The 13,628-nt window shown below is 71.2% G+C and carries 14 protein-coding genes and 1 pseudogene; 9 read left to right on the forward strand and 6 right to left on the reverse strand.

The window, feature by feature from the left end; translation table 11 throughout:
- Positions 1-62 precede the first annotated feature (62 nt).
- The gene (locus ABZS64_RS00250; protein ID WP_355821429.1) at positions 63-3,077 is read right to left on the reverse strand and encodes a bifunctional [glutamine synthetase] adenylyltransferase/[glutamine synthetase]-adenylyl-L-tyrosine phosphorylase; all 3,015 of its coding nucleotides are present in this window, start codon (positions 3,075-3,077) and stop codon (positions 63-65) included.
- A 271-nt stretch (positions 3,078-3,348) separates the two neighbouring features.
- Here ABZS64_RS00250 and ABZS64_RS00255 point away from each other — a divergent pair, with 271 nt between their 5' ends.
- From ABZS64_RS00255 to ABZS64_RS00270, 4 genes are read left to right on the forward strand one after another with little or no spacing between them, the layout of a single operon-like run.
- Positions 3,349-5,424, forward strand: a complete 2,076-nt coding sequence (locus tag ABZS64_RS00255; RefSeq protein ID WP_355821431.1) for a PIG-L family deacetylase — start codon at positions 3,349-3,351, stop codon at positions 5,422-5,424.
- 55 nt (positions 5,425-5,479) lie between these two features.
- On the forward strand, positions 5,480-5,992 hold the full coding sequence (locus ABZS64_RS00260; protein ID WP_355821433.1) for a pyridoxamine 5'-phosphate oxidase family protein: 513 nt from the start codon (positions 5,480-5,482) through the stop codon (positions 5,990-5,992).
- Between the two features lie 22 nt (positions 5,993-6,014).
- Positions 6,015-6,446, forward strand: a complete 432-nt coding sequence (locus ABZS64_RS00265) for a VOC family protein (protein ID WP_355822069.1) — start codon at positions 6,015-6,017, stop codon at positions 6,444-6,446.
- Between the two features lie 48 nt (positions 6,447-6,494).
- The gene (locus ABZS64_RS00270; RefSeq protein WP_355821435.1) at positions 6,495-6,935 is read left to right on the forward strand and encodes a VOC family protein; all 441 of its coding nucleotides are present in this window, start codon (positions 6,495-6,497) and stop codon (positions 6,933-6,935) included.
- Positions 6,936-6,982: 47 nt separating this feature from the next.
- Here ABZS64_RS00270 and ABZS64_RS00275 read toward each other — a convergent pair whose 3' ends face one another.
- Both ABZS64_RS00275 and ABZS64_RS00280 read right to left on the reverse strand, forming a co-directional pair.
- On the reverse strand, positions 6,983-7,174 hold the full coding sequence (locus ABZS64_RS00275; protein WP_355821437.1) for an antitoxin: 192 nt from the start codon (positions 7,172-7,174) through the stop codon (positions 6,983-6,985).
- 93 nt (positions 7,175-7,267) lie between these two features.
- Positions 7,268-8,629: a glutamine synthetase family protein gene (locus tag ABZS64_RS00280; RefSeq protein ID WP_355821439.1), complete on the reverse strand. Its 1,362-nt coding sequence runs from the start codon at positions 8,627-8,629 to the stop codon at positions 7,268-7,270.
- A 233-nt stretch (positions 8,630-8,862) separates the two neighbouring features.
- On the opposite strand from ABZS64_RS00280, the gene ABZS64_RS00285 reads away from it, so the two are divergent.
- From ABZS64_RS00285 to ABZS64_RS00295, 3 genes are all read left to right on the forward strand, one after another.
- Positions 8,863-9,231 carry a hypothetical protein gene (locus tag ABZS64_RS00285; protein WP_355821441.1) on the forward strand — a complete coding sequence of 123 codons (369 nt, stop codon included), beginning with the start codon at positions 8,863-8,865 and terminating at the stop codon, positions 9,229-9,231.
- 62 nt (positions 9,232-9,293) lie between these two features.
- Positions 9,294-9,935: a DUF3105 domain-containing protein gene (locus tag ABZS64_RS00290; protein WP_355821443.1), complete on the forward strand. Its 642-nt coding sequence runs from the start codon at positions 9,294-9,296 to the stop codon at positions 9,933-9,935.
- Positions 9,936-9,940: 5 nt separating this feature from the next.
- Positions 9,941-10,612, forward strand: coding sequence for a DUF305 domain-containing protein (locus ABZS64_RS00295; RefSeq protein ID WP_355821445.1), 672 nt, complete (start codon positions 9,941-9,943; stop codon positions 10,610-10,612).
- A gap of 263 nt (positions 10,613-10,875) precedes the next feature.
- Here the strand turns inward: ABZS64_RS00295 and ABZS64_RS00300 are convergent, their stop codons facing one another.
- The gene (locus ABZS64_RS00300) at positions 10,876-11,316 is read right to left on the reverse strand and encodes a DUF5990 family protein (protein ID WP_355821447.1); all 441 of its coding nucleotides are present in this window, start codon (positions 11,314-11,316) and stop codon (positions 10,876-10,878) included.
- 109 nt (positions 11,317-11,425) lie between these two features.
- Between ABZS64_RS00300 and ABZS64_RS00305 the strand changes: the two genes are divergently transcribed.
- Positions 11,426-11,845 (forward strand): CBS domain-containing protein, encoded by a 420-nt coding sequence (locus ABZS64_RS00305; RefSeq protein WP_355821449.1) that lies wholly within the window; start codon positions 11,426-11,428, stop codon positions 11,843-11,845.
- On the opposite strand, the gene ABZS64_RS00310 is transcribed toward ABZS64_RS00305, so the two are convergent.
- Both ABZS64_RS00310 and ABZS64_RS00315 read right to left on the reverse strand, forming a co-directional pair.
- Entirely contained in the window at positions 11,842-12,705 is an 864-nt protein-coding gene (locus ABZS64_RS00310) for an alpha/beta hydrolase (RefSeq protein ID WP_355821451.1), read from the reverse strand. The two genes, ABZS64_RS00305 and ABZS64_RS00310, sit on opposite strands and share 4 nt — an antisense overlap.
- Positions 12,633-12,932, reverse strand: a pseudogene (locus tag ABZS64_RS00315) (hypothetical protein); the annotation flags it as partial. The pseudogene ABZS64_RS00315 and the gene ABZS64_RS00310, both read right to left, overlap by 73 nt.
- Before the next feature lie 87 nt (positions 12,933-13,019).
- Here ABZS64_RS00315 and ABZS64_RS00320 point away from each other — a divergent pair.
- Positions 13,020-13,586: a hypothetical protein gene (locus ABZS64_RS00320; RefSeq protein ID WP_355821453.1), complete on the forward strand. Its 567-nt coding sequence runs from the start codon at positions 13,020-13,022 to the stop codon at positions 13,584-13,586.
- Positions 13,587-13,628 lie beyond the last annotated feature (42 nt).

Consider the following 13,628-nt stretch of genomic DNA (forward strand, 5'->3'; position numbering starts at 1 on the left):
TTGCCCGGGGGCAGCGGCGTGAAGCCTGCGCTGGTCCGCGACCCGCTTTCGGGTAGCCCCCACTACGCCCCGTAGAACAGCACCTCCACCACCGCCCGCGCCCTCCTCGTAATCCTGCGGTAGTCGTCCAGCATGTCCCCGCTGTGTCCCACGTGCAGCTCCCGCCCTGTCTCCCCGGGCCCATACCCCAGGTACCGCCCCACCGCCGCCAGTTCACGGCCGTCCGACGGGAACGTGTCGCCGGGGCGGCCGCGGACCAGCATCACGCCGTTGCGGACGCGGGTCGCAAGGACCCACGCCTCGTCGAGGATCTGCGCGTCCTCCGTGCTGATCAGGCCCGCCGCGTGAGCCGCCGCCAGGGCCTCGCGGGTGCGGGTCGTGCGCAGGCCCGGTTCCGCCCAGCCGTGGCGCATCTGGAGCAGCTGGACCGTCCACTCGACGTCGCTCAGCCCGCCCCGGCCCAGCTTCGTGTGGAGCGTGGGGTCCGCGCCCCGCGGGAGGCGTTCGGACTCCATCCGGGCCTTGAGCCGCCGGATCTCGCGGACCGCGTCGTCCCCGAGCCCCTCCGCCGGATACCGCAGCGGATCGACCAGGTCGATGAAGCGCTGCGCCAGTTCCGCGTCGCCCGCCATCGGCTCCGCGCGCAGCAGCGCCTGGCTCTCCCACACCAGCGACCACCGCCGGTAGTACGCCTCGTAGGAGGCGAGCGTACGGACCATCGGACCGCTCTTGCCCTCCGGCCGCAGATCCGCGTCGATCAGCAACGGCGGGTCCGCCGTGGGCACTTGGAGGAGCCTGCGCATCTCCGTGACGACCGTGTTCGCGGCCCGGCTCGCCTCCTGCTCGTCCACGCCCTCGCGCGGCTCATGGACGAAGAGCACATCCGCGTCGGAGCCGTAACTGAGCTCGTGCCCCCCGAAGCGCCCCATGCCGATGACCGCGAACCGCGTCGGCAGCTCGTCGCCCCACTGTTCGCGCACCGCGGCCCGCAGCGCACCCGAGATCGTCGCCGCGTTCAGGTCGGTGACCGCGTTCCCGACGCGGTCCACCAGCGCGCCCGGATCGGCCTCGGCGGGGCTGTCCTCGGTGCCGTAGGAACCGATCAGGTCCGCCGCGGCGGTACGGAACAGCTCCCGGCGGCGTACGCCACGCGCCGCCGCGACCGCCGCTTCCGCCGTGTCCGCGCGCCCCACCGCCGCCAGGATCTCCTGTTCCAGATGCTCCCGGCCGCGCGGCTTCAGGCCCTCCGGGTCGCCGAGCAGCGCCACCGCCTCGGGGGCCCGCAGCAGCAGATCGGGGGCGAGCCGCCCGGCGGACAGCACGCGCGCCAGGTTCTCCGCGGCCGCGCCCTCGTCCCGCAGCAGCCGCAGATACCAGGGTGTCTTGCCGAGCGCGTCCGACACCTTGCGGAAGCCCAGCAGACCGGCGTCCGGATCGGCCGAGTCGGCGAACCAGCCGAGCAGCACGGGCAGCAGCGTGCGCTGGATCGCGGCCTTCCGCGAAACCCCGGACGAGAGCGCCTCCAGATGACGCAGGGCCGCCGCGGGATCCGCGTAACCCAGCGCCTCGAGCCGCTGCCCCGCCGCCTTCGGGCTGAGCCGTGTCTCGCCGGGCGTGAGCTGTGCGACGGCGTCCAGCAGCGGCCGGTAGAAGAGCTTCTCGTGCAGCCGCCGCACCACCGCAGCGTGCCGCTTCCACTCCTTGTTGAGCTCGGCGACCGGGTCCGTACGCAGCCCGAGCGAGCGCCCGAGGCGCCGTAGATCGGCCTCCTCCTCCGGCACCAGATGCGTACGCCGCAGCCGGAACAGCTGGATGCGGTGCTCCATGGCGCGCAGAAAGCGGTACGCCGCGTCCAGCTGAGCCGCGTCCGCGCGCCCCACATAGCCGCCCGCCGCCAGCGCCCGCAGGGCCTCCAGCGTGGTGCCGCTGTGCAGCGTCGCGTCGCTGCGCCCGTGCACGAGCTGCAGCAGCTGAACGGCGAACTCGACGTCCCGCAGCCCCCCGGGGCCGAGCTTGAGCTCGCGCTCGACCTGGGCGGCGGGGATGTTGTCGACGACGCGGCGGCGCATCTTCTGCACGTCCGCGACGAAGTTCTCGCGCTCGGCGGCCTGCCACACCATCGGCGACACGGCCTCTATGTAGTCCTCGCCGAGCGCCGGGTCCCCGGCCACCGGCAGGGCCTTCAGCAGGGCCTGGAACTCCCAGGTCTTGGCCCAGCGCTGGTAGTAGGCGACATGGCTGGACAGAGTGCGCACGAGCGGGCCGTTGCGTCCCTCGGGCCGCAGATTGGCGTCGACGGGCCAGATCGTGCCCTCGATCGTGGTCTCGGAGCAGATCCGCATCAGATGCGAGGCCAGCCTGGTCGCGGCCTGCATGGCCTTGCTCTCGTCGGCGCCGTTGACCGGCTCGCCGACGAAGATGACATCCACGTCGGAGACATAGTTGAGCTCGTGGCCGCCGCACTTGCCCATGGCGATGACGGCGAGCCGGCACTGCGCCGCGTCGGCGGGCGCACTGGTGCGGGCGATGGCAAGGGCGGCCCGGAGCGTGGCCGTCGCCAGATCGGCCAGTTCCGCGGCGGTCTCGGAGACATCGGTCGTACCGCACACGTCGCGGGCGGCTATGGCCAGCATGCACCGCCGGTAGGCGACCCGCAGCGACACCGGATCGGTGGCGTCGGCCAGGCCGAGCTCGAACTCCGCGACGCCCGGGTGCAGATCGGCCGCCTCATAGGTGACGAGCACCTGCCAGTCGCGCGGGTGGCGGGCGAGATGGTCGCCGAGCGCCTCGGACGCGCCGAGCACTCCAAGGAGCCGGTCGCGCAGGGGTTTCGCGGTGATGAGGGTGTCGAGGAGTCTCTGCCGCTCGCCCGGGGGCTGTGCCTCGACGAGCCGTACGAGGCCGCGGAGCGCGAGGTCGGGGTCGGCGACGGCGCCGAGCGCGTCGAGGAGGACGGGGTCGGAGCGTACGGAGGCCATGTCGGGGAGGCCGAGGAGCCGTTCGGCGGCGGAGGGATCGGTGAAGCCGTGCCGCAGCAGTCGCGTGAAGGTACTGCTTCTGCGCCCCGACACCGTCATACCGCCGTCTCCCGTCCTGCCCGGTCAAGGAACTCGTGCCCGATCAAGGTACGGATTCGAGCCTAGCCGCCGGGGCGTGAACAGGATCCTCGTGATCCGCGGCCGTCCGGCCCGACGACCGGCCGCGGCGTGACATTCACCATGTTGTTCGGCTTTCGGGGCCAATGAACCGCATGCTCGATATTTCCGTCTTCTTGCCCGATCAGCACGTCGAGTATCGATCCGCGCTGGTCAGATCCGCTTGAACCCTGAAAACCGAAGGCACAACCGCATGCTGTCGTCCGGGCCCCGCCGCTCCGCCCTGCTGTCCCGTCGTGGCCTGACGGCGACCATGATCCTGGCCCCGCTCGTCGGGACCGCCTGCCTCGTCGGCGCCGAGGTGGCCACCTCCGACGTACGGGAGGAGCTGATCCCGCCGTCCCGTCCGCAGGGCGCGGCGGTGATGCAGATCGTCGCCCACCCCGACGACGATCTGTTCTTCATGAACCCGGACACCAGCCAGTCAGTCGCCTCCGGGCGCGGCCTCACCTCCGTGTATCTCACCGCGGGCGAGTCCGACGGCGTGAACGCGCGCAAGGACGACCCGCAGCCGAAGGCCGACAAGGCCCGTTATGCGGAGGCCCGGCAGAACGGCATCCGCGCCGCGTACGCCGAGATGGCCACCGGCAACCGCACCAGCCCCTGGCAGCGTGCCACCATCCCCACCGCGGGCGGCGGCAGGGCAGAGCTCGACACCCTCAAGGCCCGGCCCGAGGTCAATCTCGTATGGGTGCAGCTGCACGAGGCGGGCTCCATAGCGGGCGACCGGCCCAAGAGCCTGCACGGCCTGTGGGACGGCCGCGTGGACACGCTCGGCTCGCAGCTCGCCTCCGGCACTCCGGTCGGGCGGGGCTTCCGCTACACCAAGCAGGAGGTCGTCGACACGATCGCCGGTCTCCTGGACCGCTTCCGGCCCACCCATGTACGGATGCAGGACCCGACCCCGGGCCGCATAGAAGAGCCGGGCACGGCAGATGGGCCCGGCAAGGTCTCCGACCACCAGGACCACATGTACGGCGCGCGGTTTGTGCAGGCCGCGCTCACCCAGTACGCCCACTCCCCCGGCCGTCCCGCCTTCAGCGTCCAGAACTACCTGGGCTACTTCACCAGCGGGCTCCCGCACACCCTGGACCCGGCCACCGCCGACGCCAAGCTGCGCACGCTGAAGACGTACGCCTGGCTGGACGGGCTCGACGGAGAGAACCAATGCGGCGACCCGGCGGGCTGCGGAGACCTGAAGGTGGCGGCCCGTCCCGCCGGGCACGGCTGGGCGCAGTCCGTCCGCTACACCCGCGGTGAATCCACGTCCTGGGTGCAGCCGGGCAAGGACGGCGGCCTGTGGGCGTTCTCGGTGCTCGACCAGCGGCTGGCGGTCTGGCACAAGGCGCCCGGCGCGAAGGGTGCCTGGACCGGCCCTCGGCTCCTTGCGGGCGAGGGGCTCGACAGCGGTGTGACGTCGGTGCGGCTGCCGGACGGCCGGATCGCCGTGTTCGGCACGCGTACGACGCTCGGGGACGGTCCGGAGGACTACCGCAGGGACGTCGTGACGGCGGTGCAGGGCGGGGCGGACGGCGCGTTCGGGCCGTGGCGCTCGCTGGGCACCCCCGAGCGCGACGACGCCTCAGGGACCTCCGACGTCAGCGCCCCGGCCGTCACGGTGGACGACGCCGGGCGGATGACCGTGTTCCTGCGCAACGGCGGCCACTCGCTCAGCTCCACCGCGCAGCGGCCGGACGGCTCCTGGACACCGTGGCAGGCGCGGGGCGGCCGGAACCTGCACGGCGACCCGGTCGCGGCGACGGACGCGAGTGGCCGCCAGTACGTCTTCCTCAGCACACCCGCATCAGTGGTCTCCTGGACCCAGCCGAAGCCCGGGGCACCCCTGACCGGCCCGGCCGCGACCGGCCTGCCGCCGACGACGCTGACGCTGAGCACGGGCCGGGACGGCGACGGCGTACGGCTGTGGTTCCGCAAGCCGGTGGCGGGCGATGTCCGCACGGCCCGCTTCTCGGGCACCACGGTCTCCCCCGTCGCAGACCTGGGCGGGCTCGCGGGCTTCGGCCCGGTGAGCGTCTCGGGCCCGGACAACTCCCTGCTCGCGGTCCGCTCCCGCACCGGCGTACCGGGCACGGCGCGGACAGGTACGGGAGTGCCGACGTGGACGTCGGGCGGCTCGCTGTTCGTGGGCGCACCGGCAGGCGTAAGGACTGGGGCCGGCGCCGGCTTCGCGGCTGTGGGCCTGGACGCCCGTCTGCACTGGCTGCCCGCGGGCCGGCGAAGTCGGGCGATGAGCCCGACCGATGAATAGGGACGCCGCTCGCGGTCTACACATTCGGTGATCCCCGGATGGAGAGGACCGCACCATGCCCGTAACCCAGCCACTCACAAAGCTTGACCCCCGCTACAGCGACGAAAAGGCCGCCGCTGCCGACTGGTCCCAGGCGGTCGAGCGCCTGCGCGCCGCCGAAATCTTCTGGCTGTCCACCGTGCGCCCCGAGGGCCGTCCGCACGTCACCCCGCTGATCGCGGTGTGGCACGACGGCGGGCTGCATTTCTGCACCGGCGCCGACGAGCGCAAGGCCAAGAACCTCCGCGACAATCAGGAGGTGGTCCTCACCACCGGTGCCAATGCCCTCGACGAGGGCAACGACTTGGTGATCGAGGGCACGGCGGCGCGCGTGAGCGACGAGACGCGACTGCGCGCGCTGGCCGACGCCTACGTCGACAAGTACGGCGCGGACTGGACCTTCGAGGTCCGCGACGGCGAGTTCGTGCACGAAGGCGGCACGGCCCTGGTCTTCCGCGTGGAGCCTCGCACGGCATTCGGCTTCGCGAAGAGCCCGTACAGCCAGACCCGTTGGCAGTTCACCGACTAGAGGAGCTCCACCGATGGCACCGATGGAACTGACGCTTGAAGTGATCATGATCCCGGTCACGGATCTCGACCGGTCGAAGAAGTTCTACGAGGAGGGCTGTGGCTTCAACGTCGACCTCGACCAGGAGGTGGCCCCGGGGATCCGCATCATCCAGATGACCCCGCCGGGCTCGCGCTGCTCCGTCTCCATGGGCAGCGGCCTCCCGGACCGTCCCGGCCAGACCCCCATGGCCCCCGGCTCGCTCCACGGCCTCCAACTGTGCGTGACGGACATTGCGGCGACCCGCGCGGCATTCGTCGAACGGTCGGTGGACGTCAGCGAGATCCAGCACGTGGGCGAAAGGGGCTGGGAGGACGGCCCGGGCCAGACGTGGAACTCGTTCCTGTTCTTCCAGGACCCGGACGGCAACGGCTGGGTGATCCAGGAAGCGCCTGCGCCGCTTTCGGACCGCTGACCGCACGCCGCCAACTGCCAACCGCTGACCGCCCCAGGAGGCCCCGGCATGGACTGGACGCTCGAAGTGATCGTGGTCCCCGTCTCGGACGTGGACCGGTCCCGGGACTTCTACCGCGACAAGCTCGGTTTCAAGGTCGACGTCGACACCCGCGTCACCGAGACGATGCGCATCGTCCAGCTGACGCCTCCCGGTTCTGGCTGCTCGATCGTCATCGGCGAGGGCATCGGAGGCCCCGGCGGCGGCCCCGAGCCCGGCTCCTACGCCGGGCTCCAACTCGTCGTCGCGGACATCAAAGCGGCCCACGCCGAGCTCGTCGAGCGTGGCGTGGACGTCTCCGGCCCCGTCGAGATCGCACCGGGGGACGGCGGGACCTTCATGCACTTCGCGGACCCGGACGGCAACGGCTGGGCGGTGCAGGAGTACCGCGTACGCGGTACGAAGCCGCTGTACGAGGCGCTGCGTCCCAGCACGGCCGAGAGCAACTGAGGGCGCGACGCCGATTACCGCGTCCGCGCCCCCAGTCGCTGCCCCGGTCAGGTCTGCGGCGGCCTGTCCTCGCCACCCGTGCCGAACTGGTCCTTCATCTTGTCCTGGGCCTGGTCGACCTGACCGCTGTACTTGCCCTGGGTCTTGTCGTCGGCCATGTCACCGCCCTTGTCGATGCCTTTGTCGGCCTGTGCCTCGTGACCTTTGAGCATGCTCTTGAGCTTGTCCATCATGGACATTCGGTCATCCTCCTCGCCGAATGGACCCCCACACCTCCAGGGTCACCGCACACCGCGCGGTTCGCATCCTCAGGGAATCAGACCTGGCGGCGGCTACAGAACCGGCAGGTTCTTCCGCAGCTCGAACGCCGTGACCTCGCTGCGGTACTCCTCCCACTCCTGCTTCTTGTTGCGCAGGAAGAAGTCGAAGACATGTTCGCCCAGCGTCTCGGCGACCAGCTCGCTCCGCTCCATCAGCGCGATCGCCTCGCCCAGGTTCTGCGGCAGCGGCTCGATCCCCATCGCGCGGCGCTCCGCGTCCGACAGCGCCCACACGTCGTCGTCCGCGCCGGCCGGGAGCTCGTAGCCCTCCTCGATGCCCTTGAGGCCCGCGGCAAGCAGCACCGCGTACGTCAGATACGGGTTGGCGCCCGAGTCGATCGAGCGGACCTCGACGCGGGCCGAGCCCGTCTTGCCCGGCTTGTACATCGGGACGCGGATCAGCGCCGAGCGGTTGTTGTGGCCCCAGCAGATGTACGAAGGGGCCTCGCCGCCCGCGCCCGCGCTGCGGGCCGAGCCGCCCCAGATGCGCTTGTAGGAGTTGACCCACTGGTTCGTCACGGCAGAGATCTCCGCCGCGTGCTTGAGCAGGCCCGCGATGAAGGATCGGCCGACCTTGGAGAGCTGGTACTCCGAGCCCGACTCGTAGAAGGCGTTCCGGTCTCCCTCGAAGAGGGAGAGGTGGGTGTGCATCCCAGAGCCCGGGTAGTCACTGAACGGCTTCGGCATGAACGTCGCCTGGACGCCCTGCTCCAGCGCGACCTGCTTCATGACCAGGCGGAAGGTCATGATGTTGTCGGCCGTGGAGAGCGCGTCCGCGTACCGCAGATCGATCTCCTGCTGGCCCGGCGCGCCCTCGTGGTGGCTGAACTCCACCGAGATGCCCATGGATTCGAGCATGGTGATCGCCTGGCGGCGGAAGTCCATGCCGACGTTCTGCGGGGTGTGGTCGAAGTAGCCGGAGTTGTCTGCGGGGGTGGGCCGGGTGCCGTCCAGCGGCTTGTCCTTCAGCAGGAAGAACTCGATCTCCGGGTGGGTGTAGAAGGTGAAGCCCAGGTCGGAGGTCTTGGCGAGGATCCGCTTCAGTACGTACCGCGGGTCCGCGAAGGACGGCGAGCCGTCGGGCATCAGGATGTCGCAGAACATCCGCGCCGTGCCCGGGGCCTCGGCCCGCCACGGCAGGATCTGGAACGTGCTCGGGTCCGGCTTGGCGATCATGTCGGACTCGTAGACCCGCGCGAAGCCCTCGATCGCGGAGCCGTCGAAGCCGATGCCCTCGTCGAAAGCCTGCTCCAGCTCGGCGGGGGCCACCGCGACCGACTTCAGAAAGCCGAGCACATCGGTGAACCACAGGCGCACGAAGCGGATGTCGCGCTCCTCGAGCGTACGGAGCACAAACTCCTGCTGCTTATCCATTTCCACCCATCCTTGCTGGTCAAGCCGCCTGCTCCGCACGAGCATGCCATCCGTGGGTTTCAGGCGCGTTGCGCGCCACCCCCGATGGCATCTGTACCGGCTGAGCCCATTGTGTGTCAGGGCATACGCCGTGACGACCCTGAGGCCCCTCTCAACCGTCCCGTAGACCGCGATGGCGCTTTAGCGGCCCCGTATGAGGTGCCCGACGCGCCCGCACACTACGATCTGCGCCCATGGGGGGTCCCCGGCTCGACCACATCGCGCGCACCGCGCGTCCCATGGCACTGCTGAGTGCCGTGGCGACGCTCCTCGGCGTGCTCTTCATCTGTCTGAGCCCGCCCTCCGAGCATGACATGTCCGCATCCTCGTCCGCGTCCGGCGGTGTGGCGACCGAGTACACCTGTCCGTACGACAACGGCGGCTGCGGCCTGCTGCCGCTGGTCACGCCGGCCGTGCTCACCGCGCCCCCGCTCGACGCCCCGGTCGAGGCCGGGACGCAACCCCCGCACATCGGCGCTCCGCCGCCCGCGGCCGCGCTGCCCCGCTCGGGAGCGCGGCCGCGCGCTCCGAGCCTTCACGTCCTTCAAGTGCTGCGGACCTGACCCTGACGGTCCCGCCTCCCCCACAGCCCCCTTGATCACTTCATTGACGAAGGACGACAACCATGGCTTCCCGCACCAACGACCGCCGGGCCCGAATAGAGCAGATGCGCCGCGCCGAGCAGTCCCGCGAGCGCCGCAGCCGCATCATCACGATCGCCGTCAGCGGTGTCGTCGTGGCCGGTCTCGTCGGCTTCGGCGTGTACGCGCTCAACAAGGAGTCGGACAAGAAGGACCAGCAGGCCGCAGATGCCAAGGCTCCCGTCAGCGGCGAGAAGAGCTGGGACGTGAAGAAGCTCGGCCGCACGCACGTCACCAAGAAGGTCACCTACCCGATGAAGCCGCCGGTCGGCGGCAACCACGACCAGGTGTGGATGAACTGCAACGGCGACGTCTACAAGGAGGCGGTCCCCGACATGAACGCCGTGCACTCGCTGGAGCACGGCGCGGTCTGGGTGACGTACAACGACAAGGCCCCGGCCGCCGACGTGACCAAGCTGAGCGAGAAGGTCAAGAAGACCCCGTACACGCTGATGAGCCCGGTCAAGGACCAGGCCGGGGCGATCATGCTGAGCGCCTGGGGCAAGCAGCTCACGGTCGACAGCGCGAGCGACCCGCGCGTGAGCCAGTTCTTCACCAAGTACGTGCAGGGCGCGCAGACTCCCGAGCCGGGCGCCGCGTGCACCAACGGACTGGGCGGCAAGTGATCCGTATGACACGTACGCACTGGGCCGCGATCACCGCGGTCGTGCTCGCGCTGCTCTTCGCCGGGGCCGCCACGGTGGCGTCGGCGGGCGGCGGCGGGGACGCCAAGTCCCGTACGCCGTCGACGGATTCGGCCGATGCGGGCTTCGCGCGCGACATGGCGGTCCATCACCAGCAGGCGGTGGAGATGTCCTTCATCGTCCGGGACCGTACGCAGGGCGACGAGGTGCGCCGCCTCGCGTACGACATCGCCAACACGCAGGCCAACCAGCGGGGCATGATGCTGGGCTGGCTGGATCTGTGGGGGCTGCCGAAGGTGTCGGCGGACAGTGAGCCGATGGCCTGGATGGCGCAGGAAGGTGCTCACCCAGGTCACTCCGCTCACACGGGCCACTCAGGGCATCAGGCCAAGGACGGTGCCCTGATGCAGGGCATGGCGACCAGGGCGGATCTGGACCGGCTGGGCAAGGCCGGTGGCAAGCAGGCCGAGATCGAGTATCTCCAGCTGATGATCATCCACCACAACGGCGGGATCTCGATGGCCGAGGGCTGTGTGAAGCTCTGCACCGTCGGCCCGGAGAAGGAGCTCGCCGAGGGCATGGTGGCGGCGCAGCGCTCGGAGGTCGAACTGATGGTGGACCTCCTGCACAAGCGCGGCGCGGAGGTCCGTACGTCCTAGGGGGTGTCTTTTGGATCAGGCCGGATCAGTGAGCGGCCCGCCGCGGAGCGGCTGATGTCACTGCGGTGCGTGCGATCGCAAGGCGGAGGATGGGGGTCCCCCCGCCGAAGGCAGGGGGAGAGCCGACGCGGAGCGTCGGCGACTGACGACAACGCAGCATGGGGGCACCTCCCGCGCCCGAAGGACTACGGGGGAGTGCCGTGCCAGGGCACGCGAGCCCGGCAAGATCCGAACGACACCCCCTAGGCCCCGTTCGGACAAGCTCAGCTTCTGTCCGCCCCGGTGAACCGCCAGGTGATCCGGGGCGGACGGACCGCCGCACACAGTGGCATGCCCGCGCCGTCCGTCAGCCCGAGCCCCGTCTCGACCGCGCCGCCCGACAGCGCCTCGTCCGGCAGGTCGGCGAGAAAGAGCTTGGCCCGCCGGAACATCGCGAACTCTCCGCCCGGCGGGAGCTCGCCCCAGGTCAGATAGACGAAGCGCTCACCGCGCCGCCCCTGGACGTACGGGCCGCGGAAGTCGGCCGTGCCGTCGGACGCCGTGACGGTCTCGACGGGGATCTCGAAGACCGCCTCCGCCGCGTCGGCCGGCACCAGCTGGTCGGGCTCCCTGCCGCGCTGCGTACCGACGTGGATGTGGCGGTACTCGCCGCAGACGCTGCCGGGCAGTTCGCGGCCGGTGATCCGCAGGGTCAGCCGTGCCATGTCCGAGGGCTCCTTCCACCCGTTCCACCTGCTGCGGTCGCGTACTCCCAACGGCCCAATGACAATGGGTTCGCTCGGGCCGTCAAGGCACGCCAGGAGGTACGAAGCCATGACCACAGCCAGAGACATCATGCACCCCGGGGCCCAGTGGATCCCCGCGAACGAAACCCTCGACCGGGCCGCGCAGCTGATGCGGCAGCTCAATGTGGGCGCGCTGCCCATAGCCGACTCCAACGAACGGCTCTGCGGCATCCTCACGGACCGGGACATCGTCATCGGCTGTGTGGCCATGGGCCACGACCCGGCACAGGTCACCGCGGGCGACATGGCCAAGGGCACCCCGCGCTGGATCGACGCGGGCTCCGACGTGGACATGGTGCTGCAGGAGATGCAGGGCCACCAGATCCGCCGGCTTCCGGTGATCGAGAACAAGCGGCTCGTGGGGATGATCAGCGAGGCCGATCTGGCCCAGCACCTGAGCGACGAGCAGATCCACGCCTGGGTGGAGCAGGTCTACGCGACCCCCTAAGGCAGCGCCTCCCCTGCAAATCGTCCGCCGCTGGCCTCGGCCGGTCCGTCGAGGACCGCCCGGGCAACCGCGTCCGGGCGGTCCAGCATGACCAGATGGCCCGCCGGCGCGACCGTCTCGAAGCGGGCGCCGAGCAGCTTGGCGAGTGCGTGCTGCCGCTCGAGCCAGCGCTCCCCGGAGGCGTTCGCGGCGAGCACGGTGACCGGGACGTCGGGCAGGGCGTACCGCTCGCGCAGGGCGAGGAGTTCGGCGGCGACCGCGCGGTAGTGGGTGTTCTCCAGGAGGCCGCCCTGCAGCACCCGTGAGGTGGCGTAGCAGCGGCGTACGAGCTCGGCCGGGGCCGGGTCGCCGCCGCCGGTCCGGGAGAGGCGGACCATCGCCCGGCGGGTGAGCGGGCCGAGGGCTGCGGGCACTCCGGCGGCGGACAGCGCGGTGCCGAGCGCCCGGGCGGCGGCGGTGCGCACCGCGGGCGCGGCGGGCACGCGCGCGTGCTCCTCGACGGAGGAGTCGACGAGGACGACGGACGCGGTACGGGCGGGGTGCAGCCGGGCGAAGGCCTCGGCGTGGAACCCGGCGATCGAGTGCCCGACCACGGCGGCGGGCCCGTCCAGGCCGAGCGCGTCCAGTACGCCCGCGATGCGGTGGGCCTCTCCCGTCGCGGACGGCGGCACGGCGGCCGGGCCGCTGAGTCCGTGTCCGGGCCGGTCGAAGCGGACGACGGTGCGGTGCGGTGCGAGCAGCGGGACGACGAGGTCCCAGTCGAACCAGCTCATCGCGAGTCCGGCGCTCAGCACGCAGACCGGTCCGCTGCCCTCGACGACCACATGATGCGGCACGTCACCCACTCGTACGAACGCCACCGGGACTCCTTCGCCGCCTCCCGCGCCAGGGACAGCGCGAGCACCGCCGGCAAGCCTGCCACGAACAAGATCTGGAGCCGCTGTCCGGCCCCCAGGGACCAGGTGCCGCGGCCCGCCTGGAAGGCGGCGATGGCGGCCAGGGCCCAGACGGTGGCGGCCAGTTCGAGAACGACGAGCACCGGGCCGGTACGGGCCAGTGGCGGCCACCAGCCGTAGCGGCGGGCCGCGCACCACGTCGGAGCATCGGCTCAGGATCGGCGCGGCCGGTGTGGCCCGCACGTTGACGCATACCGGGTGGGGGTAGGCTGCGGCCCATGGTCATCGCTCGGCGTGCGCGTTTCGGACAGCTGATGCTGTTCGCGGCGCTGCTGTTCGGGATCGCCACGATGCACACGGTGGGCCACCCGGTTCCGGGTCACGGGGGCGGGGCTGCACCGCACCTGGCGGGCCCGGCGGACGCGATCGCCCCGGCGGCCGATGTGGCCCCGGCGCACCCGGCGGCCCGTGTGGCCCCGGCGGACGCGGCGCACCCGGCGGCGATGACGGACCCGTTGAACCGGGCGGCCCGCACAGCGACGGTGCACCCGGCGAACGCGATCGCCGACGCGGCGGGCCCCGTCGCCACAGCGTCCACCGGGCAGCGGCACAGCGCCGACCTGCCCAACGCCGGGCCGGAGTTGCCCAGCATGGGCATGGACCCGATGACCGTCTGTCTCGCCGTGCTGGACACCTTCACGCTCATCCTGCTCGCCGCCTGGCTGCTGCGGACCGACCCCGGCGCGCTGCTCGCGGCCTGCCACGCCCGGATACTCCGCGCGCTGCGGCCCAACCCGCCTCCCCGTAAGACCCTCCTCGCCAGGCTGTCGGTGCTGCGGATCTAGAAGTGGGCCCGGCTGCCTGGGAACCTCCGCGCTTCGAGCGGT

The sequence above is a fragment of the Streptomyces sp. NPDC005408 genome, from assembly GCF_040606445.1.
In the GTDB taxonomy this organism is placed as follows: domain Bacteria; phylum Actinomycetota; class Actinomycetes; order Streptomycetales; family Streptomycetaceae; genus Streptomyces.